Consider the following 25,638-nt stretch of genomic DNA (forward strand, 5'->3'; position numbering starts at 1 on the left):
ACCCGCGCTCGCGTCAGCGCACCGCGCTGGCGACCACCCCCACGGAGGTCTTCGGACGCAACACTCGTGGGGTGGGTGGGTGCGCCTGGATACGATGAACGGGTGAGTACCGCAGCCGCCACACCGCCGCCCGTCCACCCGCCGTTCGCCCAGACCAAGTACCAGGTCAGGTTCGACTGGGGCGTGGCAGGAGCCGGGCGGGTCGAGGCGGCGGACGTCGCGGTCGTCGTGGACGTGCTCCACGCGACGACCTCCGTCGAGCGGCGCGTGAGCGGCGGGGAGACCGTCGCCGTCACCGAACTGGACGACCGCGGGGAGACGGCGCAGATCGCCACGCTCCTCGCCGACACGGGTGCGACCGTCGTCGCCGGGTGCCTGCGCAACCGGTCGGCGGTCGCGGACTGGATCATCGCGAAGCAGGCCGAACTCGGTCGGCGCACGAGCATCGTCGTCATCGCGGTCGGCGAACTCGACGACACGGCCGAGACCCGGTTCGCCGTCGAGGACCTCTTCGGGGCCGGTGCCGTGATCGAGGCGCTGGGGCTCCGCGGTATCGACTTCACCTCTCCGGAGGCCGCCGCCGCTGCCGCCGCGTACGAGGGTCTGCGGAATGGCGTCGGGCACCTGCTGTCCGCGTCCGCCACCGCCCAGCAGCTCGCGCAGGCAGGTGCCACGCAGCACGTCCAGGCGGCACGCGAGGTCGACGTGTCAAGCGTCGTCCCGGTCCTGGACGGAGCCGTGTTCCGGGCGTAGTCTCGGCGCATGCGCGCACTCCTCGGAACCACCGTCCTCGCCGAAGCCCCCGAATCGGAGCTCATCAAGATCGAGGGCAACTGGTACTTCCCGCCGTCGAGCCTCAACCGCGAACGCTTCGTCGAGACCGACACCCAGTACCACTGCCCGTGGAAGGGCGACGCCCAGTACTGGGGCGTCACCGACGGCGGCGAGGTCAAGCCCGATGTGGCCTGGTCGTACCCGACCCCGTATCCGACCGCGTTCGACCGCGTCGGCAAGGACTTCTCCGGCTACGTCGCCTTCGGGAACGAGGTCGAGGTCGTCGACTGATGGCCGACTGGGGCGACCGCCCGCAGCCGCCTGAGCGCGGTGGGGAGCGCGAGACGATCGAGGGGTTCCTCGATCTGCAGCGCGCGAGCATCGTCTGGAAGGCACGCGGACTCACCGACGAGCTCGCGGCCAAACGCCTGCTGCCGAGCATCACGACGGTCTCGGGCGTCATCCGACACCTCGCCGATGTCGAGCGCAGCTGGTTCCGCGAGGACATGGACGGGCAGTCGGATGTCCCGGCACGGTGGACCGACGACGACCCCGACGGCGAATGGCGCGTCACGGCCGACGACAGCCTGGCCGAGATCATCGCCGACTACGAGGCGGCCTGCGCGGAGTCCCGCGAGGTGGCGTCGCGGTATCGGCTCGACGATGTCTGCCTCGGCAACGACCAGCGGTTCACGCTGCGGTGGATCGAGCTCCACATGATCGAGGAGACGGCCCGGCATCTCGGGCACATCGACGTCCTCCGCGAACAGCTCGACGGCCGCACGGGCGAGTAGCGCCGCGGCCGTCGAGCGTGCGGAGCGTCAGGCTCCCACGAGTGCTGCGCGGTCGCGCCCCCGCGAGACGCGGACGACCACGGTGACGACGGCGACCACGACCGCGACGATCAGCGCCGTGACCCCGGCTTCGGTCGAGAGCAGTTCGCCGGTGAATCGGCCCACGGCCACCCACGCGAGCCCCCAGCAGAGCGACAGCATGGGGGCGATCCGTCCACGGCCGACGACCGCGAGCAGGATCCCGACGGCTCCGGCGACCGCGAGGACGATGATCGCCCAGACACCGGCGGCCGGGCCGTCCGCGCTCCCGATCCCGGATCCGACGAGCGCAGCGGTGATGTTCGCCGCCGTCGCGACGCACACCCACCCGAGGTAGAGGCCCATCGTGCCGTCGGTGATGATCGCGTCGGTCACGCCGGACGGCCTGGTCCGGAGCACGATCACGAAGATGCGGGCCAGGACACCCAGGAGAGCGATGATCACGAACACGCTGAGGATCAGGAAGCCCGCCTGCACCACGAGGATCCACGCCGCGTTCAGCAGGAGGCTCGCCACGACCCAGTAGCCGAGACGACGGTGGCGTTCACGGGTCGTCTGCGAGGGCACGAACTGCCAGACCGCGTAGGCGACGAGCCCGAGGTAGATGACGCTCCAGATGGAGAACGCGGGCCCGTCCGGTGCGATCGGCGTCGACGAGGCGCTCAACGCGCCGTTCGCCGCGTTCTGGACCTGCGTACCCCCGGCGGCTCCCGACCCGATGTAGGAGCCGATGATCGCGAGGACCGTGCTGACGGCGACGGCGATCTGCCGGACGCGGTCCGCGGTGGTGGGTGAATCGGTGCCGGTCATGACGCATGCCTCCAGAATTGTGCAGCTAGCTGATCAATTCAGCGTACGTCATCGTGGAGCACCTCGCGGGGGCTTGCGCCGGTGCCGTCGAACAGCCTGCTCAGAGGAGCTTGCGCAGCGTCCGCAGGTTGCGCGTGGTGACGTGCGGCTTGAACCGGGCCTTCGAGGACTCCTTCGCGAAGGCGGTGTCGGTGCTCGACCCCTTCGGGACCTCCCAGTAGAGGACGCCGTCGCCGGATGCGACGCGGTCGGGCTGCTCCACGGCCTCCGTCGAGAACGCGAGCAGGGCGTCGAGTGAGGCCTGCTCGGAGGAGAACATGACGTACGGCTGGACGTGCTCGGCCTCCGGCCAGGGGTAGGCCTCGATGACGTCGGCGAGTGCGTGCTGATGCGTGAGCACGATCCATGCCTCGTATCCGAAGGCCTCCGCGAGCGACCGTTCGATGCGCCGCTTCAGTGCACCGCGCGCGTGGTCCTCGGCGTCTCCAGGCTGGTGCTCGGGGTCGTCGAACACGACGTTGCCGCTCGCCAGGACGGTGCGGACTCCCGTGAACCCGGCCGATCGGAACACCTCGGCGAGGTCGGCGGAGGGGATCGTGACGCCGCCGACGTTGACCCCGCGCAGGAGCGCGATCCAGCTGTCGGCGGGAACCGCGCCGCCGGTCATGACCCGATGCCTGGCTCGGGAGGAGTGGAGCCGTCGAACGCGGCGGCCCGACGCCGCATGGCCGGCGTGACCTCCCGGTGCACCCAGCTGAGGAGGAAGCGCTCGTCCCAGGAACGCGAGCACTTGCCGCAGGAGGTCGCCCGGCTCGGGCGCCGGTGCCGGTAGAGGACATGGCCCGAGGGGCAGGTGCCGACCCACGGGGCGAGTTCGTCAGCCGTCTGGCCCTCGTGGAGCCGCGAGCCCTCGTAGCCGATCTCCTCGGCGACCTTGCGCCACTTGGGTCCGTGCCCGGCGCGCGCTCCTGCGAGGGCGTGCGCGACCTCGTGGAGGAGGATCTGGTGGATCTCGTCGTCGTCGTAGCGTGCCGCGAGATAGCGCGAGACGGTGATCCGCTTCGTCGTGAAGTTGCACAGGCCGGCGCGTCGCTTGGCGTTGTCGAAACCGAAGGTCCAGACCGTCGGGTCGAGGTGCAGCACGATGAGCGCCTGTGCCCACGCCGTGACCCGACTGAGTTCTGCCATGCCTGGATGGTACTCCCGGCGACCGACACCGGACCGCAGGCGCGGGATGACCCACAGGTGTGGCGGTGGACCCTCAGCGGGCCGCGAGCGGGGCGAGGGGGAGTTCGACGATCCGGTCGTCCTCGGACCCGGGCGAACCGCGGCCGTCGGTGTTGTTCGTGAGGATCCAGGCGGTCCCCGGCGGGCCGGCCACGACGTCGCGGATCCGTCCGAGCTCGCCGACGAGGTAGGGCACCGCGTCGATCACGCCCACGAGCGCGCTGCTCCCCGCCGGGACGTGCACGCCGTCGGTGATGCCGTACAGGCGCTCGCCGCGGAGCGAGGCCATGAAGATCGTGTCGTCGATGATCGCGAGACCGCTCGGGCTCGCGTCCTCCGTGGCCCACTGCGCGACCGGGTCGATCATGCCCTGGACTCCGGCGACGCCCTCGGCGACCGGCCAGCCGTAGTCGCCACCGGGGGTGATCCGGTTGAGCTCGTCCCAGGTGTTCTGCCCGAACTCGCTCGCCCACAGGCCGCCGTCGCGATCCCACGCGATGCCCTGCGGGTTGCGATGGCCGAGGGAGTAGACGGGCGATCCCGGGAAGGGGTTGTCGCCCGGTACCGCGCCGTCGTGTGTGAGCCGCAGGATCTTCCCGCCGAGGCTGTCCACGTCCTGAGCCAGGCTGCGGTCACCGGCGTCACCCGCGGTGGCGTAGAGCATGCCGTCCGGTCCGAACGCGATGCGTCCGCCGTTGTGGTTCCCGGCCCGGGGGATGCCGACGAGGATCTCCTCGACGCCGCCGAGCGCGTACGAGCCGGCCGCTCCCGTGAGCGGGAACCGCACGATGCGGTTGTCGGACGACGTCGTCAGGTAGGCGTAGAGCCAGGTGTGATCGTCGCCGGACTGCTCCGGGGTGAGGACGGCGAGCCCGAGCAGCCCGCCCTCGCCTCCCGCGGCCACCCCGGGGACCACGCCGACCTGCCGCACCGCGCCGCCGCTGACGACCTCGAGGACGTCGCCCGCGTCGCGCTGGCTCACCAGCGTGCTGCCCGAGGCGAGTCGGACCATCGACCAGGGCGCGTCGAGGCCGCCGACGACCGTGGTGGCCTCACCGGTCGGGGCGACCGGTCCGGTGGGAACCGCGGATGTGGGCGTCGACGCGGACGCGCTCGGCGCGGGGGAGGGCGAGAGGGAGGCCGTACCCGGTGATCGTGGCTCCCCGTCAATGCAGGCCACGAGCGCCAGGGCGGTGGCGGCGAGCAGGGTGGTGAGCGAGGCGGGCGCGCGCAGGCCCCGTCGTCGCGGCGTCTGCGTGGTGGCCATGGTCAGCCCTTCGTCTGGAAGATGCCCTGGGCGGGGTTCGGGGAGGGGACGGCGGTCGTGTCCGTGACGACCTGTGCCCCCGCGATGAAGGCGCGCAGCTCGGCGCCCGCCACCGCCTTGGCTGGGTGGGGTCCGGCCGCGAGGAGCCTCGGCAGGAAGTCGAGTGGGAGGGCGGTGTTCGATCCGACCAGGACGACGTTGCCGAAGCGGCGGCCTTTGAGGATCTGCGTCTCCGCGAGGGCGGCGACGTGCGACACGGAGTCGGCGAGCGTCGCGGCCTGTCCGCGGGCGAACGCGAGTCCGCGGCCGTCGGCGACGTTCACGACGATGACGCCGGTCGGCGACAGCAGCTCGACCGCCGAGGCGTAGAACTCCGTGCTGGTGACATGGGCCGGCGTGTTGGCGCCGCTGAAGATGTCGACGACGACGAGGTCGACGGTGCCGCGGAGGCCTGGCGGCAGCTTCGCGACGATCTCGCGGGCGTCGCCGTAGCGGACGCGGATCTGGGCGCGCTTCGACCAGGGGAGGTGCTCGCGCACGAGATCGATGAGTTCGCGCTCGAGCTCGACGACCTGTTGCCGCGAGCCCGGCCGCGTCGCCTCCACGTAGCGGGGGAGGGTGAGCGCGCCGGCGCCGAGGTGCACCGCCGTGATCGGCTGACCGGGGTCGGCGATCTCGTCGATGATGTGACCGATCCGCTGGATGTACTCGAAGAAGAGCTCCTCGGGCTGATCGAGGTTGACGTGCGACTGCGGCGTGCCGTCGACCACCAACTGATAGGTGCCCGGCACGAAGCGGTCGGCCTCGATCCTGGCCAGGTATCCGCTGACGCCGAGTCGTACCTGTGCCTCGTCCATACCCCCACCCTAGACTTTCCCGCAGTGGCGGGAGGCGGAGCGGAAGGGGTGCGGCCGTGGCGCAGGTGGACCTCAACAGCGACCTCGGCGAGGTCTGGCGCGGTGTGCCGACCGCCGACGACGACGCCATGTTCGCCCTGATCACGAGCGCGAACATCGCGTGCGGCTTCCACGCCGGGGACGACGCGTCCATGCGCGACGCCGTCCGCCGCTCGACGGCCCACGGGGTGTCGCTCGGCGCCCACCCGTCCTACCGGGACGAGGCGGGCTTCGGTCGACGCGACCAGGACGTACCGGCCGAGGTGCTCGAGGCCGAGGTCTTGGAGCAGCTCCGCGCCCTGCAGCGCGCGGTCGACGAGGTCGGCGAAGCCGACGGGACCGGCGTGGCGCTCGCCTACGTGAAGCCGCACGGTGCCCTCTACAACCGGATCGCGCTCGACCGGGTGCAGGCGAGCGCGGTCGTCCGGGCGGTGGTCACGGCCTCCGAGGAGCTCGGGCGACCACTTCCCGTGCTCGGTCTGCCCGGCTCCGTGATCGAACGCGAGACCCTCGCCGCCGGGCTCCGCTTCGTCGCTGAGGCCTTCGTCGACCGCGGCTACCGCCCCGACGGTTCGCTCGTCCCGCGTGACGCCCCCGGGGCGTTGGTCACCGATGAGACGGAGGCCGTCCGCCGGGCCGTCTCCCTCGTCCTCGATCGACGCATCAGCAGCGTCGACGATGACGACGTCGAACTCGACGCGGTCTCGCTCTGCGTGCACGGCGACACCCCCGGGGCCGTGTCGCTCGCCACGGCGGTCAGAGCCGCCCTGTTGGACGTCGGCGTCGAACTGGTCGCGCCGTGGTGACCCCGGACACCTCCACCGGACCCGTGCTCCGGGCGATGGGGGAGGAGGCCGTACTCCTCGAACTCGCATCGCTCGAGGACGTCCTGCTCGTGCACCGGGCGCTCGCCGCCTCACGCCCGGCAGGGCTGGTCGACCTCGTCCCCGCCGCCCGGACGGTGCTCGCCGTGACTGATGCGCGGGGCCCGGCGCTCGCCGCGGTGGGGGCCTGGCTGCTCGCGACCGCGGAACGGGCGCTCGCACCCGGCGCGGGAGGCTCGACGGGCGCTGTCGCAGAGGAGGTGGGGCGGCCGGACACCCTCATCCACGTCCGCTACGACGGCCAGGAGCTCGCCGAGACCGCGGCGCTGCTCGGCATGGACGCCGACGGTCTCATCGCCTGGCACACCGGTCGCCTGTGGACCGTCGCCTTCAGCGGCTTCGCGCCGGGGTTCGCCTACCTCGTGCCGGAGCGGGAGGACGAGGCGATCGGCCCGCCGATCGAGATCCCGCGCCTGAGCGTGCCGCGGACGACCGTCCCCGCCGGTTCGGTGGCGCTCGCCGGGACGTTCAGCGGCGTCTACCCGCGAGCCTCCCCGGGCGGGTGGCGCATCATCGGGACGACCGACGCCGTGCTGTGGGACGACGTAGCGGATCCACCAGCCCTCCTCGTCCCCGGCGGTCGGGTCCGCTTCGTGCAGGTCCCCGCATGATGGGCGGGACGCTGCTCGTCGAGGCGGCTGGACCGGCGACCACCGTCCAGGACCTGGGTCGACCGGGCGCCGCGGCCCTCGGGGTCAGCCCGTCGGGCGCGCTCGACCGCGGCGCCCTGCGCCTCGCCAACCGTCTCGTCGGCAACCCGGAGGGCCGTGCGGCGCTCGAGGTCGTCCTGGGCCCGTTCGTGGCCGTCCCCGACGTCGACCTCTGGATCGCCGTGACGGGCGCGTGGGGTGCGATCACCGTCGACGGCCGAGCGGTCGACGGACACCACGCCGTCCGCGTGGCGGCCGGTTCCCGGCTCGAGCTCGGCGCGGCGACCCACGGGCTCCGGTACGTCCTCGCCGTCCGCGGCGGCTTCGACGGACCGCAGCTCCTCGGCTCCCGGTCGACCGACACCCTGGCCGGCCTCGGTCCGGCACCGGTCGTCGGGGGCGATCGACTCGTCGTCCTCCCCACCCCGCGCCGCCGCATCCCTCCGCTCGACATCGCCCCGTGGACGCGGCCGGGCGCCGGGGAACGGCTCGTACGGGTCTCGCCGGGACCCCGCCGGGACTGGTTCGACGCCGCCTCCTTGCAGCGTCTCGTCGAGCAGTCGTGGAGCGTGACGGCCGACGCCGATCGCATCGGGATGCGCCTCGACGGGACGCCGCTCGAGCGACTCGATCACGGTCGTGAACTGCCGAGTGAGGGCATGGTCGCCGGGGCGGTCCAGGTGCCGCCGAGCGGTCTGCCGACGATCCTGTCGGCCGACCACCCCGTCACCGGCGGGTATCCGGTCATCGCGGTCGTGCGTGCCGCGGACCGCGACCTCCTGGCGCAACTCCGGCCCGGTCAGCGCCTGCGGTTCAGCACGGGGTGACGGGAACACCGGGGGCGACGCGGCGGTTATACCGGAAAGTCGAAAACTCGTCAAGGAAAGAGTAGACACGCCGGATATTCCGGCATATAGTTGTTCTTTGCGCTCCCAGAATCTCTATGCCTTCATATTGCGGTCGGCTGGTGTGCGGGTCCAACCCGCCACATGTTCTCTTTCTGGTGAGTAACTCCACTGACGACCAGTAACTCGGCCCCCAACAGGCCTCCGGAGGTTATCCCCTTGGCTGCTGCGCGCAACGCAACCACCAACTCACCCAAGAACGGCCGCGGAGCATCCCGCCTCTCGTTCGCGAAGATCACCGACACGCTCACGGTTCCAGACCTCCTGGCTCTGCAGACCGAGAGCTTCGACTGGCTGGTCGGCAACGACGTGTGGAAGGCACGCGTCGAAGAAGCCACCCAGGCCGGCCGACAGGACCTGCCCACGAAGAGCGGCCTCGACGAGATCTTCGAGGAGATCTCGCCCATCGAGGACCTCGGCGAGACGATGCAGCTCTCCTTCGCCAACCCGTACCTCGAGCCCGAGAAGTACTCCATCGACGAGTGCAAGGAACGCGGCAAGACGTACGCGGCTCCGCTCTACGTCGAGGCCGAGTTCATGAACCACCTCACCGGTGAGATCAAGACCCAGACGGTCTTCATGGGCGACTTCCCGCTCATGACCGAGCGCGGTACCTTCATCATCAACGGCACCGAGCGTGTCGTCGTCTCGCAGCTCGTCCGCAGCCCGGGCGTGTACTTCGAGTCGGCTCAGGAGAAGACCTCCGACAAGGACATCTTCTCCGCTCGCGTCATCCCGAGCCGCGGTGCCTGGCTCGAGTTCGAGATCGACAAGCGCGACCAGGTCGGCGTCCGCATCGACCGCAAGCGCAAGCAGTCCGTCACCGTGTTCCTCAAGGCGCTCGGCATGACGAGCGAGGAGATCCTCGAGGAGTTCAAGGGCTACGAGTCCATCGAGCTCACCCTCGAGAAGGACACGATCCTCACCAAGGAGGACGCGCTCCGCGACATCTACCGCAAGCTCCGTCCGGGCGAGCAGGTCGCAGCCGAGGCCGCGCGTGCACTCCTCGACAACTTCTACTTCAACTCGAAGCGCTACGACCTCGCGAAGGTCGGCCGGTACAAGATCAACAACAAGCTCGGTCTCGACAAGCCGCTCAGTGACTCCGTCCTGACGACCGACGACATCGTCGCCACGATCAAGTACCTCGTCGCCCTCCACCGCGGCACGGCCACCCTCCCGGGTGTCCGCAACGGCAAGCCCGTCGACCTCCGTCTCGACACGGACGACATCGACAACTTCGGCAACCGTCGCATCCGCGCCGTCGGCGAGCTCATCCAGAACCAGGTCCGCACCGGTCTGTCCCGCATGGAGCGCGTCGTCCGCGAGCGCATGACCACGCAGGACATCGAGGCCATCACGCCGCAGACCCTGATCAACGTGCGCCCCGTCGTCGCCGCGATCAAGGAGTTCTTCGGGACCTCGCAGCTGTCGCAGTTCATGGACCAGAACAACCCGCTCGCGGGTCTGACCCACAAGCGTCGCCTCTCGGCGCTCGGCCCCGGTGGTCTGTCGCGTGAGCGTGCAGGCGTCGAGGTGCGAGACGTCCACCCGTCGCACTACGGCCGCATGTGCCCGATCGAGACCCCGGAAGGCCCGAACATCGGCCTCATCGGTTCGCTCGCATCGTTCGCGCGGATCAACTCGTTCGGTTTCATCGAGACCCCGTACCGTCGCGTCGTCGACGGCCGGGTCACCGAGGACATCGACTACCTGACCGCGATGGAAGAGGACAACTACATCGTCGCGCAGGCCAACGCTCCGCTGAAGAGCGACGGCCACTTCCAGGAGGACCGCGTCCTCGCCCGGAAGAAGGGCGGCGAGGTCGACCTCATCCCGTCCGAGGAGATCGGCTACATGGACGTCTCCCCGCGCCAGATGGTGTCGGTCGCGACCTCCCTCATCCCGTTCCTCGAGCACGACGACGCGAACCGCGCACTCATGGGTGCCAACATGCAGCGTCAGGCCGTCCCGCTCCTCATGTCGGACTCGCCGCTCGTCGGTACCGGTATGGAGGGCTACGCAGCCATCGACGCGGGTGACGTCGTCACCGCCGACAAGGCCGGCGTCGTCCAGGAGGTGTCGGCCGAGTCCGTCACCATCCAGCTCGACGAGGGTGGCACGCAGACCTACTACCTGCGCAAGTTCGACCGCTCCAACCAGGGCACGAGCTACAACAACCGCGTCATCGTCTCCGAGGGTGCACGCATCGAGGCCGGCGAGGTCATCGCCGACGGCCCCGCCACGGAGAACGGCGAGCTCGCGCTCGGCAAGAACCTCCTCGTCGCCTTCATGACGTGGGAGGGTCACAACTTCGAGGACGCGATCATCCTCAGCCAGAACCTGGTGAAGGACGACGTCCTCTCCTCGATCCACATCGAGGAGTACGAGGTCGACGCCCGCGACACCAAGCTCGGCAAGGAGGAGATCACCCGTGATCTTCCGAACGTCAGCCCGGAGCTGCTCAAGGACCTCGACGAGCGCGGCATCATCCGCATCGGTGCCGAGGTCCGCCCCGGCGACATCCTCGTCGGCAAGGTCACGCCGAAGGGTGAGACCGAGCTCTCCGCCGAGGAGCGCCTGCTCCGCGCCATCTTCAATGAGAAGAGCCGCGAAGTCCGCGACACCTCGCTGAAGGTTCCCCACGGTGAAGCCGGCACGATCATCGCCGTCAAGGTGTTCGACGCACAGGACGGCGACGACGAGCTCGGCTCGGGCGTCAACCAGCGTGTGGTCGTCTACATCGCCCAGAAGCGCAAGATCACCGAGGGCGACAAGCTCGCCGGCCGTCACGGCAACAAGGGTGTCATCGCGAAGATCCTGCCCGTCGAGGACATGCCGTTCCTCGAAGACGGCACGCCGGTCGACGTCATCCTCAACCCGCTCGGTATCCCCGGTCGAATGAACTTCGGTCAGGTCCTCGAGATCCACCTGGGGTGGATCGCGAAGCAGGGCTGGAACGTCGAGGGCAAGCCCAGCTGGGCCAAGAAGCTCCCGGCTGCCGCGCACTCGGCCGAGCCGAACACCAAGGTCGCGACCCCGGTGTTCGACGGCGCCTCCGAGGAGGAGATCGCCGGTCTGCTCGACTCGACCAACGTCACCCGCGACGGCGACCGCCTCATCGGTTCCTCCGGAAAGGCCCGTCTGTTCGACGGCCGCTCCGGCGAGCCGTTCCCGGCACCGGTCTCGGTCGGCTACATGTACATCCTCAAGCTGCACCACCTCGTGGACGACAAGATCCACGCGCGTTCGACGGGTCCGTACTCGATGATCACGCAGCAGCCGCTCGGTGGTAAGGCTCAGTTCGGTGGACAGCGCTTCGGTGAGATGGAGGTCTGGGCCCTCGAGGCCTATGGAGCCGCGTACGCGCTCCAGGAGCTCCTGACCATCAAGTCCGACGACATCCTCGGCCGCGTCAAGGTGTACGAGGCCATCGTCAAGGGCGAGAACATCCAGGAGCCGGGTATCCCCGAGAGCTTCAAGGTGCTCATCAAGGAGATGCAGTCGCTGTGCTTGAACGTCGAGGTCCTCTCGGCCGACGGCACCGCGGTGAGCCTGCGCGACACCGACGACGACGCGTTCCGCGCCGCCGAGGAGCTCGGGATCAACATTTCCTCCAGGTTCGAGTCGTCGTCCATCGACGAGATCTAAGCCTGACCACTGTAGAGACTGACGAAACCTTTCATAGGAGATACATTGCTCGACGTCACAACTTTTGACGAGCTTCGCATTGGTCTGGCCACCGCAGACGACATCCGTGCCTGGTCGCACGGAGAGGTCAAGAAGCCCGAGACCATCAACTACCGCACCCTCAAGCCCGAGAAGGACGGTCTGTTCGGTGAGCAGATCTTCGGTCCTTCCCGCGACTGGGAGTGCGCCTGCGGCAAGTACAAGCGGGTCCGCTTCAAGGGCATCGTGTGCGAGCGCTGCGGTGTCGAGGTCACGAAGTCGTCGGTGCGCCGTGAGCGCATGGGCCACATCGAACTCGCCGCCCCGGTCACGCACATCTGGTACTTCAAAGGTGTCCCCTCGCGCCTCGGCTACCTGCTGGACATGGCGCCTAAGGACCTCGAGAAGGTCATCTACTTCGCGGCCTACATGGTCATCGATGTGGACGAGGACGCACGTCACCAGGACATGCCCGGCCTTGAGAACGAGCTCCGTCTCGAGATCAAGACGCTCGGCGACCAGCGCGACTCGCGCATCGCAGACCGCCTGAAGAAGCTCGAGGACGACCTCGTCGCCCTCGAGGAGGAAGGCGCCAAGAGCGAGCAGAAGCGTCGCACCAAGGACGCCGCCGAGAAGGAGATGAGCCAGACCCGCAAGTCCTACGACGAGCAGATCGCTCACCTCGAGCGCGTCTGGGAGGACTTCCGCAACCTCAAGGTCGGCGACCTCAAGCCCGAGGACTCCGTGTTCCACGAGCTGCAGGACCGCTTCGGCCTGTACTTCGAGGCCTACATGGGTGCCGAGGCGGTCAAGAAGCGCCTGCTGTCCTTCGACCTCGCAGCCGAGTCCGAGCTGCTCCACCACCAGATCGCGGAGGGCAAGGGTCAGAAGAAGATCCGCGCCATCAAGCGTCTGCGCGTGGTCAACTCGTTCCTCATCACCGGCAACTCGCCGGCCGCGATGGTGCTCGACGTGGTCCCGGTCATCCCGCCGGAGCTCCGCCCGATGGTGCAGCTCGACGGTGGCCGCTTCGCGACCTCCGACCTCAACGACCTCTACCGTCGTGTGATCAACCGCAACAACCGTCTGCGTCGTCTGCTCGACCTCGGGGCTCCCGAGATCATCGTCAACAACGAGAAGCGGATGCTGCAGGAGGCCGTCGACGCACTGTTCGACAACGGTCGTCGTGGTCGCCCCGTCACCGGTACCGGCAACCGTGCCCTGAAGTCCCTCAGCGACATGCTGAAGGGAAGCAGGGTCGATTCCGCCAGAACCTGCTCGGCAAGCGCGTCGACTACTCGGGCCGTTCGGTCATCATCGTCGGCCCGCAGCTGAAGCTGCACCAGTGTGGTCTGCCCAAGCAGATGGCGCTGGAGCTCTTCAAGCCGTTCGTCATCAAGCGCCTGATCGACCTGAGCCACGCTCAGAACATCAAGGCCGCGAAGCGCATGGTCGAGCGCAGCCGTCCCGAGGTCTGGGACGTGCTGGAGGAGATCATCCGCGAGCGTCCCGTGCTGCTGAACCGTGCGCCAACGCTGCACCGTCTCGGCATCCAGGCGTTCGAGCCTCAGCTCGTCGAGGGCAAGGCCATCCAGCTGCACCCGCTCGTCTGCGCCGCGTTCAACGCGGACTTCGACGGCGACCAGATGGCTGTCCACCTCCCGCTCTCCGTCGAGGCCCAGGCCGAGGCGCGCATCCTGATGCTCGCGTCGAACAACATCCTGAAGCCGTCCGACGGCCGTCCGGTCACCCTGCCCACGCAGGACATGATCATCGGTCTCCACCACCTGACCACCCTCAAGGAGGGTGTCGAGGGTGAGGGCCGTGCCTTCTCGTCCGTCGCCGAGGCCATCCTCGCGAAGGACCAGGGCTCGCTCGACCTCAACGCCAAGGTGCGCATCCGTCTGACCGACGTGACGTTTGCCGAGGGCACGGGTCCCGAGGGCTACGAGGGCTCGGGTGTCGCACTCGTCGAGACGACCCTCGGTCGCGCACTCTTCAACGAGGCGCTGCCGGCGGACTACCCCTACGTGGAAGACGTGGCGGACAAGGGCAAGCTGTCCTCGATCGTCAACGACCTCGCGGAGCGGTACCCGAAGACGGTCGTCGCCGCCACGCTCGACAACATCAAGGACGCCGGTTTCCACTGGGCGACGCGTTCCGGTGTGACCGTTGCGCTCAGCGACGTCCTGACCCCGCCGAACAAGCGCGAGATCGTGCAGGGCTACGAGAAGCAGGCCGCCAAGGTCCAGAGCCAGTTCGACAAGGGTCTGACCACGGATGCCGAGCGTCGTCAGGAGCTCATCAAGATCTGGACGGAGGCCACCGAGAAGGTCGCCGAGGCCATGCGCGCGAACTTCCCGGCGGACAACACCATCAACCGCATGGTGTCGTCGGGTGCTCGTGGTAACTGGCTGCAGATCCGCAACATCGCGGGTATGCGAGGCCTGGTGAACAACCCGAAGGGTGAGATCATCCCTCGCCCGATCATCTCCTCCTACCGTGAGGGCCTGTCGGTCGCGGAGTACTTCATCGCGACCCACGGTGCTCGTAAGGGTCTGGCCGACACGGCGCTCCGTACCGCCGACTCGGGATACCTCACGCGTCGTCTCGTCGACGTCTCGCAGGATGTCATCATCCGCGAAGACGACTGCGGCACGACCAAGGGTCTCGAGCTCGCGATCGCGAACGCCGACAGCTCCGGTGAGCTCGTGCGCGACCCGAACGTGGAGAACTCCGTGTTCGCCCGTTCGCTGGCCGCTGCCGCGGTCAACCCGAAGGGTGAGGTCGTCGCCGAGGCCGGCGAGGACGTCGGTGACGTGCTCATCGACAAGCTCGTCTCCGCGGGTGTCGAGAACATCAAGGTGCGCTCGGTCCTGACCTGCGAGTCGACCGTCGGTGTGTGTGCAGCCTGCTACGGCCGCTCGCTCGCCACGGGCAAGCTCGTCGACATCGGCGAGGCCGTCGGCATCATCGCGGCCCAGTCGATCGGTGAGCCCGGTACCCAGCTGACGATGCGTACCTTCCACACGGGTGGTTCGGCATCGGCGGACGACATCACGCAGGGTCTGCCCCGCGTGCAGGAGCTGTTCGAGGCTCGTACCCCCAAGGGTGCGACCCCGATCGCCGAGGCCGCCGGTCGCATCACGATCGACGAGAACGACAAGGCTCGCAAGGTCATCCTGACGCCCGACAACGGCGACGAGCCGGTCGTCTACCCGGTGCTGAAGCGTGCGGTCCTCCTCGTCGAGGACGGACAGCACGTCGAGCTCGGTCAGAAGATCCACGTCGGTGCGGTCGACCCCAAGGAGGTCCTGCGCGTGCAGGGTGTCCGCGAGGTCCAGAAGCACCTCGTCGGTGGCGTCCAGGGCGTGTACCGCTCGCAGGGTGTCCCGATCCACGACAAGCACATCGAGGTCATCGTGCGCCAGATGCTGCGGAAGGTGACCGTCGTCGACCACGGCGACACCGACCTGCTGCCTGGTGAGCTCGTCGACCGCCTGCGCTACGCCGAGCTCAACCGCTCGGCCGTGTCGGAGGGTCGTCGCACCGCATCGGCTCGCCAGGAGGTCATGGGTATCACCAAGGCGTCCCTCGCGACCGAGTCGTGGCTGTCGGCCGCTTCCTTCCAGGAGACCACGCGTGTCCTCACGCAGGCCGCCATGGAAGGCAAGAGCGACCCGCTGGTCGGCCTCAAGGAGAACGTCATCATCGGTAAGCTCATCCCGGCCGGTACCGGCCTGGCGCGCTACCGCAACGTGACGGTCGAGGCAACCGAGGAGGCGAAGGCGGAGCGTTACCCGAACCGCATCTTCGGTGAGGACGGCGCGTTCAACGAGTCCGACCTGAGCTTCGTCGACTTCGACAGCTTCAGCTCCGACGACTTCACCCCCGGTAACTACAACTAGGGCTGAACGACTCACCCGGAGGGCCCGTCCCGATCGTTTCTCGATCGGGACGGGCCCTCCGTCGTTCGTTCGCCCATTCCTGGGCGAGCGAATGCCCGTTCGCCCAGGAATGGGCGAACGAATCGGGTACCGGTGAGTTGTGTGGCGGGTCTCCGCACGACATGCTGGTCCGATGAGTGATCAGCCCGAGCAGCCCACCGGCCAGTTCCAGCCGCTGGAGCCGGACGCGACCCCGGTGCAGCCAGACGTCCGCTACGGTGCTCCAGCACCCAAGCGGAAGCGCAATCCGGTCGTCATCGGCCTGAGTGTGCTCGCCGGCGTGCTGGCGATCGCACTCGTCGTGGTCGTCGGGCTCCTGGTCGTCGGTCCAGGCGGCACCCCCGCCGCCGACTCGACCCGTACACCGAGTGCGACGGCGACCGCCGGCTCCACTCCTGCTCCGACCACGACGGACGCCGCAGAGACGCCGGCCGCTCCGGCGCGTCCGACCGAGTGCACGCAGCTCTTCCCCGACGGCTACATCGAGTCACTCACCGCTGACGGCTTCCTGGAGTTGAATCCAGCCTGGGCGCAGCCGACGTTGTCCGAGAGTTTCGGGTCGAACGACGAGGCGCTGGTGGCCTTGCTCACCCCGACGGACCGACTCACGTGCGATCTCAACAAGGCCAGCGGCGCCGGCGAGGTCTTCATCCTGACGAACGTGGCCTGGGTGGAGGCGGATGTCCAAGCGGCGGCGATCGCGCGGATGAACGAGGCCGGCTTCACCTGCTCTGAGGAGACGGGTGGAACCATGTGCTTCACCGAGCGTGACGACCCCTCGGGGAACACCACCGGTGAGCGCCACTTCCTCCGCGACGGCACCTGGGTCGCTACCCGCTGGGCGAACGTCGCCATCACGGGGTGGACGCAGACCATCGTCTCGACGCTCTTCCCCGCCTGAGGGTTACCGGCCGTTCGAATCCGGGTCGCCTCCCGCTCCGGCTGCGGTGCCGAGACCGCGGATCCGTGTGCGAAGTGTGGCGAGGTCGACTCCAGCCAGGACGGTCCAGAAGCACGCCGCTACCGCCGGGAGGAACGCCGTCCCGCGTCCGGCGGCGAGGCCGCTGATCGCGAGCGCGGCACTCGCCGCGGCGAGGCACAGTATGAGGGCGAAGCGGAGGCGCGGGCGGCTCCCGCCGAACCGGGTCCACCAGCTGCGCGCGTCCGCCCGTTCCAACCGTTCCGACAACTCCTGCAGCCGGGTCTCCAGCCGACTCGACGGAGCGGAGTGCCACGCCTCGGCGAGCAGATCGCGCGTGTTCGCCGGGTGGAGGAGACGCACGTTCGGCAGGTCCAGTACTGATGCACGCGGGGCGACGGCGAGGGCGAGCTCCACGGGCAGCCCGAGGATGTCGGCCAGCTCGTGCGCGGTCGATGACCTCGACGGGAGACGCATCAGGATGCGCAGGCGCTCGGACCGGCTCGGGTCGAGATGGAACCGGTCGGCCCACTCCTGCGGCGACGACCACTCGCCGACGAGGTGCTCGAGCTCGTCCGTGACCGTCTGCTCGGTGATCAGGAGCTGGTCCGGACGGCTCGGATCGACGAGTCGCCAGCCGGGCGTCCAGGAGAATACCAGGGGGCGCCTGCGGAAGGTCGTCCGGGCGATGAGCTGATCCTCGAAGCGGGTCAGGGTCAGCTCGGCACCGCCCCAGATCCCCGTCGAAAAGCAGGCCGCGGGATCGCCTACAGGGAACACCACCGACCGGCAGTCCTCGGCCGTGGCCGTGGCGAGCGTGATGGACCGCTGGGTCGCCTCGAAACGCAGAGCGGAGGTCTCCGCGGGAGCCGTCCAGGCGATGGCGTGCACAGCGGGTTCAGTGAACGGATCGAGCTCTTCCAAGCTGAACTCCGGCGCGATCGAACGCAGGTGGGCGGAGAATTGGCCCGGCTCGGTCTTGACGAAGGAGAGGTCTGGGCCGGCGTCGTCCGCGAGAGCGAGCACCCTCCCGGTGTCGCACACCGGTACCCGGAGCACAACGTGAGACCCCGCTGTCAGCGGTGCCGAGATGGCCGCGGGGATCCGCAGCTCCAAGCAGTGTGCGGCCAGCGCATCGACGTGCTCGGCGAAGACGGGCGGTAGGAGATAGAGCCCCCAAGCGTCGGGGAGGGCGATCCGCGCTGGCTCGGGTGGCATGTCTCGCAGCGTAGCGCGCGAACGACCTGCGGCGCGTTGACGACAGATGGCGGAGCGGTGGCTAGGCGATGCTCCAGTAGTACACGGAGGCGCCGGGGTGGAGGACGGTGATCGCCTCGTCGACGGTGCGGTAGTCGGTGTCGTCGGTGTGCCCGGCGTAGTACACCTGGGTGCCGGCGTCCGTGGTCTCGACCTTGGACACGATGCCCGTGTGGTCGCGGTCGCCGCTGTTGTCCCAGTCGAACTGCACGATGTCGCCGACCTTCACCTGGTCGCGCTGGGTGTCGTCCAGGGCGGTGGCGAGCTCGGGGTGCTCCTCGACGTAGTTCATGAAGAACGTCGAGCTGACCCAGGCCTTCGAGAAGTCGAAGTCGTCGCCGGTCCCTTCTGCCCACCAGTCCTCGTCCATCGTCCACCCGCGTTCCAGGAGACTCTGGCTGGCGAAGTTCGCGCAGTCGGTGTCGACCAGAGAGCCGTATTCAGCCAGGTTGTAGTCGTTCCAATGCGTGAACACGTAGGCCATCTGAGCGTCGACGGGGCTCGTGATGTCGTAGCTGTAGCTCAACGCGTCGCCGTCGACCCGGAGTTCGTCCGCGTACACGGCGATGCCGACGTCGGCGGGGGAGAAGCCGGTGGCGGCCGGCACTGCGACGGTCACCTCGGTGCTCGTCGCCGACAGGATCCGGGCTTCCTGCTCACCGAACACGACGCGGGTCACGCCGTCCACGTCGACTCCGCTCACGGTGAGGGTGCTGCCACCCGCGACGGAACCGGTCGTGGCTGAGATCGCGGTGACCGCCGTGGCGTTGACCGTGGAGGCCGGGACCGTGGACGTCGTCTCCTCCACGGCCTGCGCGGCCGGTGCGGAGGCGGTCGTGTCGCCCTGCTGCAGCGCGATCGGGGTGATGACCGCGGCGGCGAGCAGGAGGGCGGCTCCCGCAGCGGTCCCGGCGACCACGCGTCGCCCGCGCAGGGGGAGGGCGCGGTAGCCGGAGGAGAGCCGCCTGAACGGGGAACGGGCGTCGGCGTGACGGTCGTGGGGAAGTTGCTCTGGCATGGGGCCTTTCCGGGGGATGCGCCGTGGGGGATCGGCGTCGCGGGATCGGCAGTGATCCGACAGATGTCTGTTAGGACTCCCACCCAACCGCGCGGAGCTGAGGAGACCGTTTCCTCCGGATATGAATCAGACCTGAATCGGGTCGACGGGAGTGCGCGAGTCCCGGCGAGGTTGCCGGGCATCCGTGCCCCGGCTTGCTACCGTGGCGAGCGGAGTGCCGTGAGGGCGCTCCTGAACTGGCTTCCGCCGAAGGAGTACGCGATGAGCACCCAGAACCCCGAGCCCGGATCGCCGACCGACCCGAGCACTCCGGCGGCTGCCCAGACCGCGTCTGGCTCCGCGCGTCCCACGACCGCGTCCGAGCAGCCTGTGGCCGAGCGACCCGTGGCCGAGCGGGACATCCTCTCCGAGGACACCGTGCAGCAGGACACCATCAGCACGGCGGACGGCGTCGGGGCGGACCCGGTCGTCGACGACCGTCGGGTCGCCGACCGCGCCGACACGGCCTCGGACGCCGGTGTGCGCGAGACGCGTCCGTACCAACCGCACACGCCGCAGCGCGCGTACTCGAACATCGACTTCGACGACGACGACACCTCCGGTACCCCGACGTCGACGTCGACCTCCCGACAGGCCGACACCGGTGCCCACCCGTACCCCGCCGCGGCCTACGAGCCGGTCGCCCGCTCCGGCGCGACCGAGACCGCCACCGCCGCGGAGACCGAGCAGCAGCAGGCCTTCCCGCTGTACGTCCAGGCGCCGTCGGAGCCGGAGGTCCGCGGCAACCGTGGCTTCGGCATCCTCATCGGTCTCCTCGGCACCATCATCTTCGCCGGCCTCTACGCGGCCGCCGTCGCGGGCCTCCAGCTGGTGCTGGAAGGCGACGGTACGTTCGTCGAGAACCTTATCCAGATCGCCACCAGCTGGCCGTTCCTCATGGCCGCCGCAGGCTTCTTCCTGGCCTGGGTCGTGACCGCGACCATCGTGAACCGTTCCGGCTGGGTGCACTGGGTGCTCGGCGGCTTCATCATCGGCCTGGTCGTCTTCCTCGCGTGGGTCGGCGGGTTCCTGATCCAGGAGCGCGCTTGGACGCTCAGCATCGACGAGATCCTCGCCGAGGTCACCGGCGTCGCCTTCACCTTCGGGCCGGTCCTCGCCTTCGTCGTCGCCCGCGAGATCCCCGTCTGGCTCGGTGGCTGGATCGCCGCCCGCGGCCGCAAGGTGCGCGAGGCGAACCTCGAGGCCCGTGCCGAGTACGAGCGCGTCCTCGAAGCCGGACCGACGACCGCCCGCTGAGCATGACCGGTGACGCGGACGGAGCACGCGGTCCCTGGTGGATCGCCCCGTTCGCGGCGGTCACCTACGTGGCGCTCGTCGTCTGCGCGTTCGGGTTCATCAGCCTGCTGGCGGACCTCGACGTCGTGACCGACCGGGATGCCGGCCCGCTGACCGGTCCGCTCATGGTCGTGGTCGCCACGATCGTGGTCCTCTGGGCGATCATCCGTGAGACGCGCCGCACACCGCTGCGCGTCTCGGTCGGCTCCGCGGTCCTCGCGGGGCTCCTCGCCTGGCTCGCGTACGGCGTGAGCGGCGGCGTGTTCGACGCGATCGCGAGCCGGGACGGAGCGGACGCCGCCGCCTTCGCCGTGACGACACTGACCGGGCCGTTCTCGGTCACCGTCGGGGTGCTGGCGCTCGTCATCGTGCTCGCAGCCGCCGCCGTCGCCACGTCGTCCACGGGGCGGCGCCCGACGCCGCGCTGGCCGTGGGAGCACGACGGACGGTGAGCCGCCCTGACGTCCACCCGGACGCTCGCCGAGGTGCACCGCTCCTCCCTCCCCACGAGGGCGACGGCGTAGGCGATAATCGATCCGTTACCGTCGTCGGCCGACGACGCTTGGGGAGGAACCACCGATGAGATCACCCGACCTGACCGACACCGGTCTGGATCTCGACCTCGCGGGGACCGCTGACGACGTCGTCGCGCTCGTCCAACGTGCGGTCGCCGCCTCCGGTGAGGACGCGCAGCAGACGAGGCATTACGTCGCGATCGACGGTGGGACCAGCGCGGACATCCGCCTGCGGGTCGTCTCGGTCGACGACCCGGCTCCGCTGCTCGCGTTCGCGATCACGACCGCCCCGTCCGCACGGGGAACGGCCGCGGCGACGTTCATCATGCAGCACGGCGTCCAGAAGCGTCGACGTCAACGCTCGTTGCTCGGGCAGGAGCCGTTCCTGGCCTTCCTGCGCGCGGTCGCCGAGCTGGCGACCGAGTCCGACCCCGACGCGTCCGCCACCCTGCGGGTGCACGGCACCCGGACCGTCCTCGCTCCTCGTCCGGCAGCGGCGCCGGGCAGCGCAGAAGCGTCTCCTGCAGGTGCACCCGCATACGCCCCAGTCACGGACGGTTCGGTCGTTCCGGGCTGGGCTCCAGCGACGCCCGGTGCACCGGCGCCGACACCGTCCTCTGATGTCTCGACCCCGACGTCCGCCGAACCGGCTCCGGTCTTCGAGGCTCCGGCTGCCCAGGTGCCGGCTCCTGAGCGTGCCGTTCCCGAGACTCCAGCCCCCGCGGCTCCGGCTCCCGCAGCTCCGGCTCCCGAACCGACGTGGGCTCCCGCGGGCTCCGCACCCGACGTGACGCCGGTCGTCGTCGAGCCCCCCGCCGCCGCCCCGCAGTTCCGGGAGCCGCCGGTCGCGCCCGCTCAGACGCGCGCTCCGGCCGCATCGACGTCCTCCGTCCCACCCGAGCTGCAGATCACCGTTCCACCAGGGTTGATCGCCGGCGCGCCGGCATCCCCGGTTGCGCCGGAGCCGAATGCACCGGCGCCGGCCCGGCCGGTGGCGGAGGCCCTGATCCCGACGCCGGAAGCGGACCTCGGCGCCACCGTCGTCTCGGCGTCGCTGCGGGCCGGGGACTTCGCGCTGGAGCTCCCCGACGGCGAGCGCATCCCGCTCCGCGGGCCGATCCTGCTCGGACGCAACCCTGCGGCGCGGCCGGAACAGCCTGACGCCGAGCTGCGCTCGCTCGTCGACCCGCGCATGTCCGTCTCGAAGACGCACACGGTCGTCGTACCCGGACGACGGTCGCTCCGCGTGACCGACCTGCACTCCACGAACGGCACGACGATCACGGACGCGTCCGGCGCCGTCACCGTCTGCCAGCCAGGCGAGGCCTACGTCGTGGAAGCCGGATCGACCATCGGGATCGGCGAGTTCCCGATCCGCGTCGTCGTCGGCTGAGAACGCCGTCGGGCATGGGGAGTGCTCCCCATCGTCGCGCCCCGTGCTCTCGGATACGCTGGTGGCCGGCGGGGCGAAACCCGCTGTCGGTGACTCTCAGACGGTCGCCGGTTCCGTGACGACCCAAGGGGAACTATGGCCGGGGATCAGCTCAGAGTCGACGTCGACACCATTCGGACGATCGCGTCCGGACTGGAGACGAGCGGTTACGCCCTCCCGACCGAGGTGGCCGTCGACATGAGTGGAAGCTCCAGCTCGACCGTCTCAGGCGCCGCCGAGAGTTTCGCCATGTGGGCGACCGTGCAGACGATGCTCGCGTCGGGTCAGATCACGAACGCCGCGCAGATCGCCAGGGACGCCGCGGCCACGTGGCAGGAGACCGAGGCACTGATGGCAGAAGGAGCCAACTGATGGGGAACTGGACGAGGGAGGATCCGGGACTCTTCGATGCCGGATCGCTCGGAACGGCCGCGACCGGCCTGCAGACCGTGGAGACGGCCCTCGGCGAGGCTCGGACGGCCGCGACCAACGCGCAAGCGGGTGTGACGCCCGACGTCTGGGGCGGGGATGCTTCGACCACGTGGATCGCTTCGCTCGACACCCCGGCCGCGACGATCGATGCGGTCACCACCGCCCTGAGCGCAGCTCGGACGGCCATCGGCGCGTATTCCGAGACCGTATCCGGAATCGCCACGCGTGCGACGTCGGTGAAGCAGACCATGTTCGAGTCGAACCAGGTCATCAACCGCCAATACGCGGACCCCGCAGGTGGCCCGACTCCGGAGCAGGCGCAGCACCGCCAGCTGCAGGAGCAGGCGGCGATGGGCGACCTCACGCTGGCCCGCAACGCGCTCGAGGGGTTGGCCGATGAGCGCACCCTGGCTGACAGCACTCTGGTGCTCGCATTGACCCCACCGAACGCGACCGCCTGGGAGGCACAGCGTCAGGCACTCGCCGCCATCGGTATCACCGACTCCGGCTCGCTGACGCCGACCGCAGTGGCACAGGCGATGGCCGAGCTCGGGAACCAGATCGCCTCCGGCGACTATTCCGAGGCGGACGTCTCGAACCTGCAGACGCTCTACGACCTGTACGGCAAGAACCCGCAGGTGATGGCGCAGATGAACCTCGCCATGGGCGGCGAGAACGTCGTCAGCCTCATCGACGAGCTGGGCCGCGGCGCGTTCGACGGCAGCATCCCGGCCGCAGCGGCTCTCGCGTTGGCGCAGAGCGTGCGTGGCGGCCTGTCGGTCGGCTCGGAACGATGGTCTCCGCTGACGGGGCAGAGTTTCGCCGAGGAGATGATGGCGAACGCCAGCACGGGCGTCGGCGGCGACCCCGCGGCGATCGGCTTCCTGTTCGGCGACCCGACGAACGCCCCGATCGGTGTCACCACCACGCTCGCGCTCGCCGACATGATCGATCAGGAGGAGCGCGGGAACTACCACATCTGGCAGGACGGCTCCCCGATGCCCGGCGGCACGACGCTGGCCTTGCTCGAGGAGGAGCAGACGGGTCTCTCAGGGCTTCGCGTCGTCGACCTGGCCGGTCGTGTCCTCGACACGCTGGGTCAGTACCCGGACGAGGCGCTCGAGTGGCTGACGAGCACTGAGGCGGACGGCGTCACGGGTGAAGGGACGCTCGGCGAGAACCGGGTCGACTACTGGTACGGCGAGCGCGACTGGTCGACATATGACCAGTTCGAGGGCCCGGCCGGCCTCTGGGCAGGCGCCCAGAACGCCACCGGCGGGCCGGCGGACGGGAGCGGCGCATACTCTCCGGAAGTCTGGGGGCGTGCCGCGACGTTGACCCATGACGTGATGAACGCGCTGGCCGGCAACGACCAGTTCATCACCGAGAACGTGAGCGAGATCGCGTCGGTCAAGATGGTCGCGGCCCTGACACCGCAGATCCCCGGCTTCGTGGAGGATCCGCTGAACGCCGAGGGCGACGACGGCGGCTCGACGCTGGTGTCGCAAGTGTTCGGCGCGGGGGATCCGAGAGAATACGCCCGCGTCTCGAAGTCGGTCCTCGCCGAGATCTTCGGCGCGGTCGGTGACCACGCCGCCGGTGCGGAGGCGCTGCGGGACGTGGTGTCGAACTACCAGGTCGCGCTCACAGAGGCCGCTTCGGCGGAGAACGCGTCCGTGCCCGGCCTCACGCAGCGTGTCGTCGTCCTCCAAGGCTTGCTCGACGGCGCGGCGGACGGCGCTGCGCTCGGCGAGGCGACCCGCCAGGACGAGGCCATCGAGGCGGCACTCGGGATGCTCTCCGACGCCATCGGTCTCATCCCCGTGCCCGGACTCGGCGGTGCTGCGGACATCGCCCAGGGTTACGTGCTCGGACAGTTGATCGGTGCCGCCGAGGCACACGACGTCGCCGCGTTCGCCGACAATCACGCGACCCTGGCCGAGGAACTCGGTGGGGAGGCGGCCGACAACCGGATGGCGGTCCGCATCATGGTCTCTCAGATCGTGTGGGAATCGCAGCGCCCGGAAGGTGTGCCCGACCCGACCGGGCTCGACGCGGAGGCGCTCGAGGACTGGTTCACCACGAACGAGACGAAGCTCGACGCAGCGCTCGACTCGCAGGACGGCGGATTCACCGCGGACACCTTCGCCAGCCGCTACCGCGACGCCTATCGCGGCGCCGGCGGAGCGGAGGACCCGGAGTGACGATCCGGATGCGGTTGATCGCTGTCGGCGGACTCACCGCCGCCCTCATCGCCCTGACCGGGTGCACGCCGACGGCGCCATCCACCTCCGGACAACCGTTCCCGGATGTCGTCTGGGCTGACGGAGAGCCTTCGGGCGAGTTCGAACAGGATGCGTGGGTGCAGGCGGCCCGGTCGGCGCTGACCGCGCTCGCAGTGGCACAGAACCGCAACGACTTCGAACTGCCGGAGCTGGTCGAGTCGACGACGTACCAGGTGCGCTCGGCGGCCTGGCGAGGAGCGCGCGATCGTGTCGAGTCCGGCGAGCGGACCGACGTGCATCCCGGACCGCAGCCGCTGGAACCGCAGAGCGTCGAGGTGTCGGCGGACGGTCGACGTGCGAGCGTCCAGGCATGCGTCGCGCTCGACTGGTCGTCGCCCCAGGGCACTCCTCCGGAATCCTTCGACACGGCCGGAGCGGAGTACCGCCTCGAGCGCACCGAGGACGGCCGGACCGTCCTCGACGCCATCGTCGGCTTGCCGAACCTCGACTGCGCGACTGCTGATCCCGCCGTCGGGCTGTTCGATCCGGCCCCGAAGGAGTCTTCGGTGACGGATGTCGATCAGATCGTCCGACCACAGACCGACTGACCTGGTCGGACGTCGGACACGGCGCACGCCGGATC

At 69.4% G+C, this 25,638-nt stretch carries 21 protein-coding genes and 1 pseudogene; 15 read left to right on the plus strand and 7 right to left on the minus strand.

The annotated features are described in order from the left end of the window. Positions 1-102 precede the first annotated feature (102 nt). The 3 genes from FGL15_RS14055 to FGL15_RS14065 are packed head-to-tail and all read left to right on the plus strand — an operon-like array spanning position 103 to position 1,568. Positions 103-753: a 2-phosphosulfolactate phosphatase gene (locus FGL15_RS14055; RefSeq protein WP_240773548.1), complete on the plus strand. Its 651-nt coding sequence runs from the start codon at positions 103-105 to the stop codon at positions 751-753. Positions 754-762: 9 nt separating this feature from the next. Beyond that, positions 763-1,065, plus strand: coding sequence for a DUF427 domain-containing protein (locus FGL15_RS14060; protein ID WP_085510219.1), 303 nt, complete (start codon positions 763-765; stop codon positions 1,063-1,065). Beyond that, the gene (locus FGL15_RS14065; RefSeq protein ID WP_138946498.1) at positions 1,065-1,568 is read left to right on the plus strand and encodes a DinB family protein; all 504 of its coding nucleotides are present in this window, start codon (positions 1,065-1,067) and stop codon (positions 1,566-1,568) included. The genes FGL15_RS14060 and FGL15_RS14065 overlap by 1 nt, the downstream gene beginning before the upstream one ends. 27 nt (positions 1,569-1,595) lie before the next feature. On the opposite strand, the gene FGL15_RS14070 is transcribed toward FGL15_RS14065, so the two are convergent. From FGL15_RS14070 to FGL15_RS14090, 5 genes are all read right to left on the minus strand, one after another. Continuing rightward, the gene (locus FGL15_RS14070; protein ID WP_138946499.1) at positions 1,596-2,417 is read right to left on the minus strand and encodes a TspO/MBR family protein; all 822 of its coding nucleotides are present in this window, start codon (positions 2,415-2,417) and stop codon (positions 1,596-1,598) included. Positions 2,418-2,517: 100 nt separating this feature from the next. After that, entirely contained in the window at positions 2,518-3,084 is a 567-nt protein-coding gene (locus FGL15_RS14075) for a DUF1697 domain-containing protein (protein WP_138946500.1), read from the minus strand. After that, positions 3,081-3,605: a SprT-like domain-containing protein gene (locus tag FGL15_RS14080; RefSeq protein WP_064296385.1), complete on the minus strand. Its 525-nt coding sequence runs from the start codon at positions 3,603-3,605 to the stop codon at positions 3,081-3,083. The genes FGL15_RS14075 and FGL15_RS14080 overlap by 4 nt, the downstream gene beginning before the upstream one ends. 73 nt (positions 3,606-3,678) lie before the next feature. Continuing rightward, the gene (locus FGL15_RS14085; protein WP_138946501.1) at positions 3,679-4,911 is read right to left on the minus strand and encodes a sorbosone dehydrogenase family protein; all 1,233 of its coding nucleotides are present in this window, start codon (positions 4,909-4,911) and stop codon (positions 3,679-3,681) included. Between the two features lie 2 nt (positions 4,912-4,913). Continuing rightward, positions 4,914-5,768, minus strand: coding sequence for a spermidine synthase (locus FGL15_RS14090; protein ID WP_071259566.1), 855 nt, complete (start codon positions 5,766-5,768; stop codon positions 4,914-4,916). 56 nt (positions 5,769-5,824) lie between these two features. On the opposite strand from FGL15_RS14090, the gene FGL15_RS14095 reads away from it, so the two are divergent. From FGL15_RS14095 to FGL15_RS14120, 6 genes and pseudogenes are all read left to right on the plus strand, one after another. Further along, positions 5,825-6,613 (plus strand): LamB/YcsF family protein, encoded by a 789-nt coding sequence (locus FGL15_RS14095; RefSeq protein ID WP_138946502.1) that lies wholly within the window; start codon positions 5,825-5,827, stop codon positions 6,611-6,613. Continuing rightward, positions 6,607-7,302: an allophanate hydrolase subunit 1 gene (locus FGL15_RS14100; RefSeq protein WP_240773549.1), complete on the plus strand. Its 696-nt coding sequence runs from the start codon at positions 6,607-6,609 to the stop codon at positions 7,300-7,302. The genes FGL15_RS14095 and FGL15_RS14100 overlap by 7 nt, the downstream gene beginning before the upstream one ends. Beyond that, positions 7,299-8,168, plus strand: a complete 870-nt coding sequence (locus FGL15_RS14105; RefSeq protein ID WP_138946503.1) for a biotin-dependent carboxyltransferase family protein — start codon at positions 7,299-7,301, stop codon at positions 8,166-8,168. The genes FGL15_RS14100 and FGL15_RS14105 overlap by 4 nt, the downstream gene beginning before the upstream one ends. Positions 8,169-8,405: 237 nt before the next feature. Next, entirely contained in the window at positions 8,406-11,897 is a 3,492-nt protein-coding gene (gene rpoB, locus FGL15_RS14110) for a DNA-directed RNA polymerase subunit beta (RefSeq protein ID WP_079705237.1), read from the plus strand. Between the two features lie 45 nt (positions 11,898-11,942). Next, positions 11,943-15,823: pseudogene (locus FGL15_RS14115) on the plus strand (DNA-directed RNA polymerase subunit beta'). 172 nt (positions 15,824-15,995) lie between these two features. After that, positions 15,996-16,763 (plus strand): hypothetical protein, encoded by a 768-nt coding sequence (locus FGL15_RS14120; protein WP_138946504.1) that lies wholly within the window; start codon positions 15,996-15,998, stop codon positions 16,761-16,763. A gap of 3 nt (positions 16,764-16,766) precedes the next feature. Here the strand turns inward: FGL15_RS14120 and FGL15_RS14125 are convergent, their stop codons facing one another. Together FGL15_RS14125 and FGL15_RS14130 are read right to left on the minus strand one after the other, a co-directional pair. Next, positions 16,767-17,999: a hypothetical protein gene (locus FGL15_RS14125; RefSeq protein WP_138946505.1), complete on the minus strand. Its 1,233-nt coding sequence runs from the start codon at positions 17,997-17,999 to the stop codon at positions 16,767-16,769. Positions 18,000-18,060: 61 nt separating this feature from the next. Continuing rightward, on the minus strand, positions 18,061-19,056 hold the full coding sequence (locus tag FGL15_RS14130) for an amidase domain-containing protein (RefSeq protein WP_138946506.1): 996 nt from the start codon (positions 19,054-19,056) through the stop codon (positions 18,061-18,063). A 261-nt stretch (positions 19,057-19,317) separates the two neighbouring features. On the opposite strand from FGL15_RS14130, the gene FGL15_RS14135 reads away from it, so the two are divergent. The 6 genes from FGL15_RS14135 to FGL15_RS14160 all read left to right on the plus strand — a co-directional run bounded on the left by FGL15_RS14135 (position 19,318) and on the right by FGL15_RS14160 (position 25,603). Continuing rightward, a complete protein-coding gene (locus FGL15_RS14135) occupies positions 19,318-20,352 on the plus strand; it encodes a hypothetical protein (RefSeq protein ID WP_138946507.1) in 1,035 nt (344 codons plus the stop codon). A gap of 2 nt (positions 20,353-20,354) precedes the next feature. After that, entirely contained in the window at positions 20,355-20,843 is a 489-nt protein-coding gene (locus FGL15_RS14140; protein ID WP_138946508.1) for a DUF6121 family protein, read from the plus strand. 127 nt (positions 20,844-20,970) lie between these two features. Then, entirely contained in the window at positions 20,971-22,299 is a 1,329-nt protein-coding gene (locus FGL15_RS14145) for an FHA domain-containing protein (RefSeq protein WP_138946509.1), read from the plus strand. A 135-nt stretch (positions 22,300-22,434) separates the two neighbouring features. Continuing rightward, positions 22,435-22,710 carry a hypothetical protein gene (locus tag FGL15_RS14150; RefSeq protein WP_138946510.1) on the plus strand — a complete coding sequence of 92 codons (276 nt, stop codon included), beginning with the start codon at positions 22,435-22,437 and terminating at the stop codon, positions 22,708-22,710. Beyond that, positions 22,710-24,974, plus strand: coding sequence for a hypothetical protein (locus FGL15_RS14155; RefSeq protein WP_138946511.1), 2,265 nt, complete (start codon positions 22,710-22,712; stop codon positions 24,972-24,974). Before FGL15_RS14150 ends, FGL15_RS14155 begins: the two co-directional genes overlap by 1 nt. Before the next feature lie 8 nt (positions 24,975-24,982). Next, complete coding sequence (locus tag FGL15_RS14160) at positions 24,983-25,603, plus strand: hypothetical protein (RefSeq protein ID WP_138946512.1); 621 nt, start codon at positions 24,983-24,985, stop codon at positions 25,601-25,603. The last annotated feature ends 35 nt before the right edge of the window (positions 25,604-25,638 follow it).

It is taken from the genome of Plantibacter sp. M259 (assembly GCF_006065115.1).
In the GTDB taxonomy this organism is placed as follows: Bacteria; Actinomycetota; Actinomycetes; order Actinomycetales; family Microbacteriaceae; genus Plantibacter; species Plantibacter auratus.

What these genes read in the sequence shown, in the direction of transcription:
- FGL15_RS14120 (WP_138946504.1), top strand. Translation starts at nt 15,996, where the DNA reads ATGAGTGATCAGCCCGAGCAGCCCACCGGCCAGTTCCAGCCGCTGGAG.
- FGL15_RS14140 (WP_138946508.1), top strand. Translation starts at nt 20,355, where the DNA reads ATGACCGGTGACGCGGACGGAGCACGCGGTCCCTGGTGGATCGCCCCG.
- FGL15_RS14075 (WP_138946500.1), bottom strand. Translation starts at nt 3,084, where the DNA reads ATGACCGGCGGCGCGGTTCCCGCCGACAGCTGGATCGCGCTCCTGCGC.
- FGL15_RS14135 (WP_138946507.1), top strand. Translation starts at nt 19,318, where the DNA reads ATGAGCACCCAGAACCCCGAGCCCGGATCGCCGACCGACCCGAGCACT.
- FGL15_RS14090 (WP_071259566.1), bottom strand. Translation starts at nt 5,768, where the DNA reads ATGGACGAGGCACAGGTACGACTCGGCGTCAGCGGATACCTGGCCAGG.
- FGL15_RS14080 (WP_064296385.1), bottom strand. Translation starts at nt 3,605, where the DNA reads ATGGCAGAACTCAGTCGGGTCACGGCGTGGGCACAGGCGCTCATCGTG.
- FGL15_RS14085 (WP_138946501.1), bottom strand. Translation starts at nt 4,911, where the DNA reads ATGGCCACCACGCAGACGCCGCGACGACGGGGCCTGCGCGCGCCCGCC.
- FGL15_RS14060 (WP_085510219.1), top strand. Translation starts at nt 763, where the DNA reads ATGCGCGCACTCCTCGGAACCACCGTCCTCGCCGAAGCCCCCGAATCG.
- FGL15_RS14065 (WP_138946498.1), top strand. Translation starts at nt 1,065, where the DNA reads ATGGCCGACTGGGGCGACCGCCCGCAGCCGCCTGAGCGCGGTGGGGAG.
- FGL15_RS14070 (WP_138946499.1), bottom strand. Translation starts at nt 2,417, where the DNA reads ATGACCGGCACCGATTCACCCACCACCGCGGACCGCGTCCGGCAGATC.
- FGL15_RS14155 (WP_138946511.1), top strand. Translation starts at nt 22,710, where the DNA reads ATGGGGAACTGGACGAGGGAGGATCCGGGACTCTTCGATGCCGGATCG.
- FGL15_RS14130 (WP_138946506.1), bottom strand. Translation starts at nt 19,056, where the DNA reads ATGCCAGAGCAACTTCCCCACGACCGTCACGCCGACGCCCGTTCCCCG.
- FGL15_RS14145 (WP_138946509.1), top strand. Translation starts at nt 20,971, where the DNA reads ATGAGATCACCCGACCTGACCGACACCGGTCTGGATCTCGACCTCGCG.
- FGL15_RS14160 (WP_138946512.1), top strand. Translation starts at nt 24,983, where the DNA reads ATGCGGTTGATCGCTGTCGGCGGACTCACCGCCGCCCTCATCGCCCTG.
- FGL15_RS14150 (WP_138946510.1), top strand. Translation starts at nt 22,435, where the DNA reads ATGGCCGGGGATCAGCTCAGAGTCGACGTCGACACCATTCGGACGATC.
- FGL15_RS14125 (WP_138946505.1), bottom strand. Translation starts at nt 17,999, where the DNA reads ATGCCACCCGAGCCAGCGCGGATCGCCCTCCCCGACGCTTGGGGGCTC.
- FGL15_RS14105 (WP_138946503.1), top strand. Translation starts at nt 7,299, where the DNA reads ATGATGGGCGGGACGCTGCTCGTCGAGGCGGCTGGACCGGCGACCACC.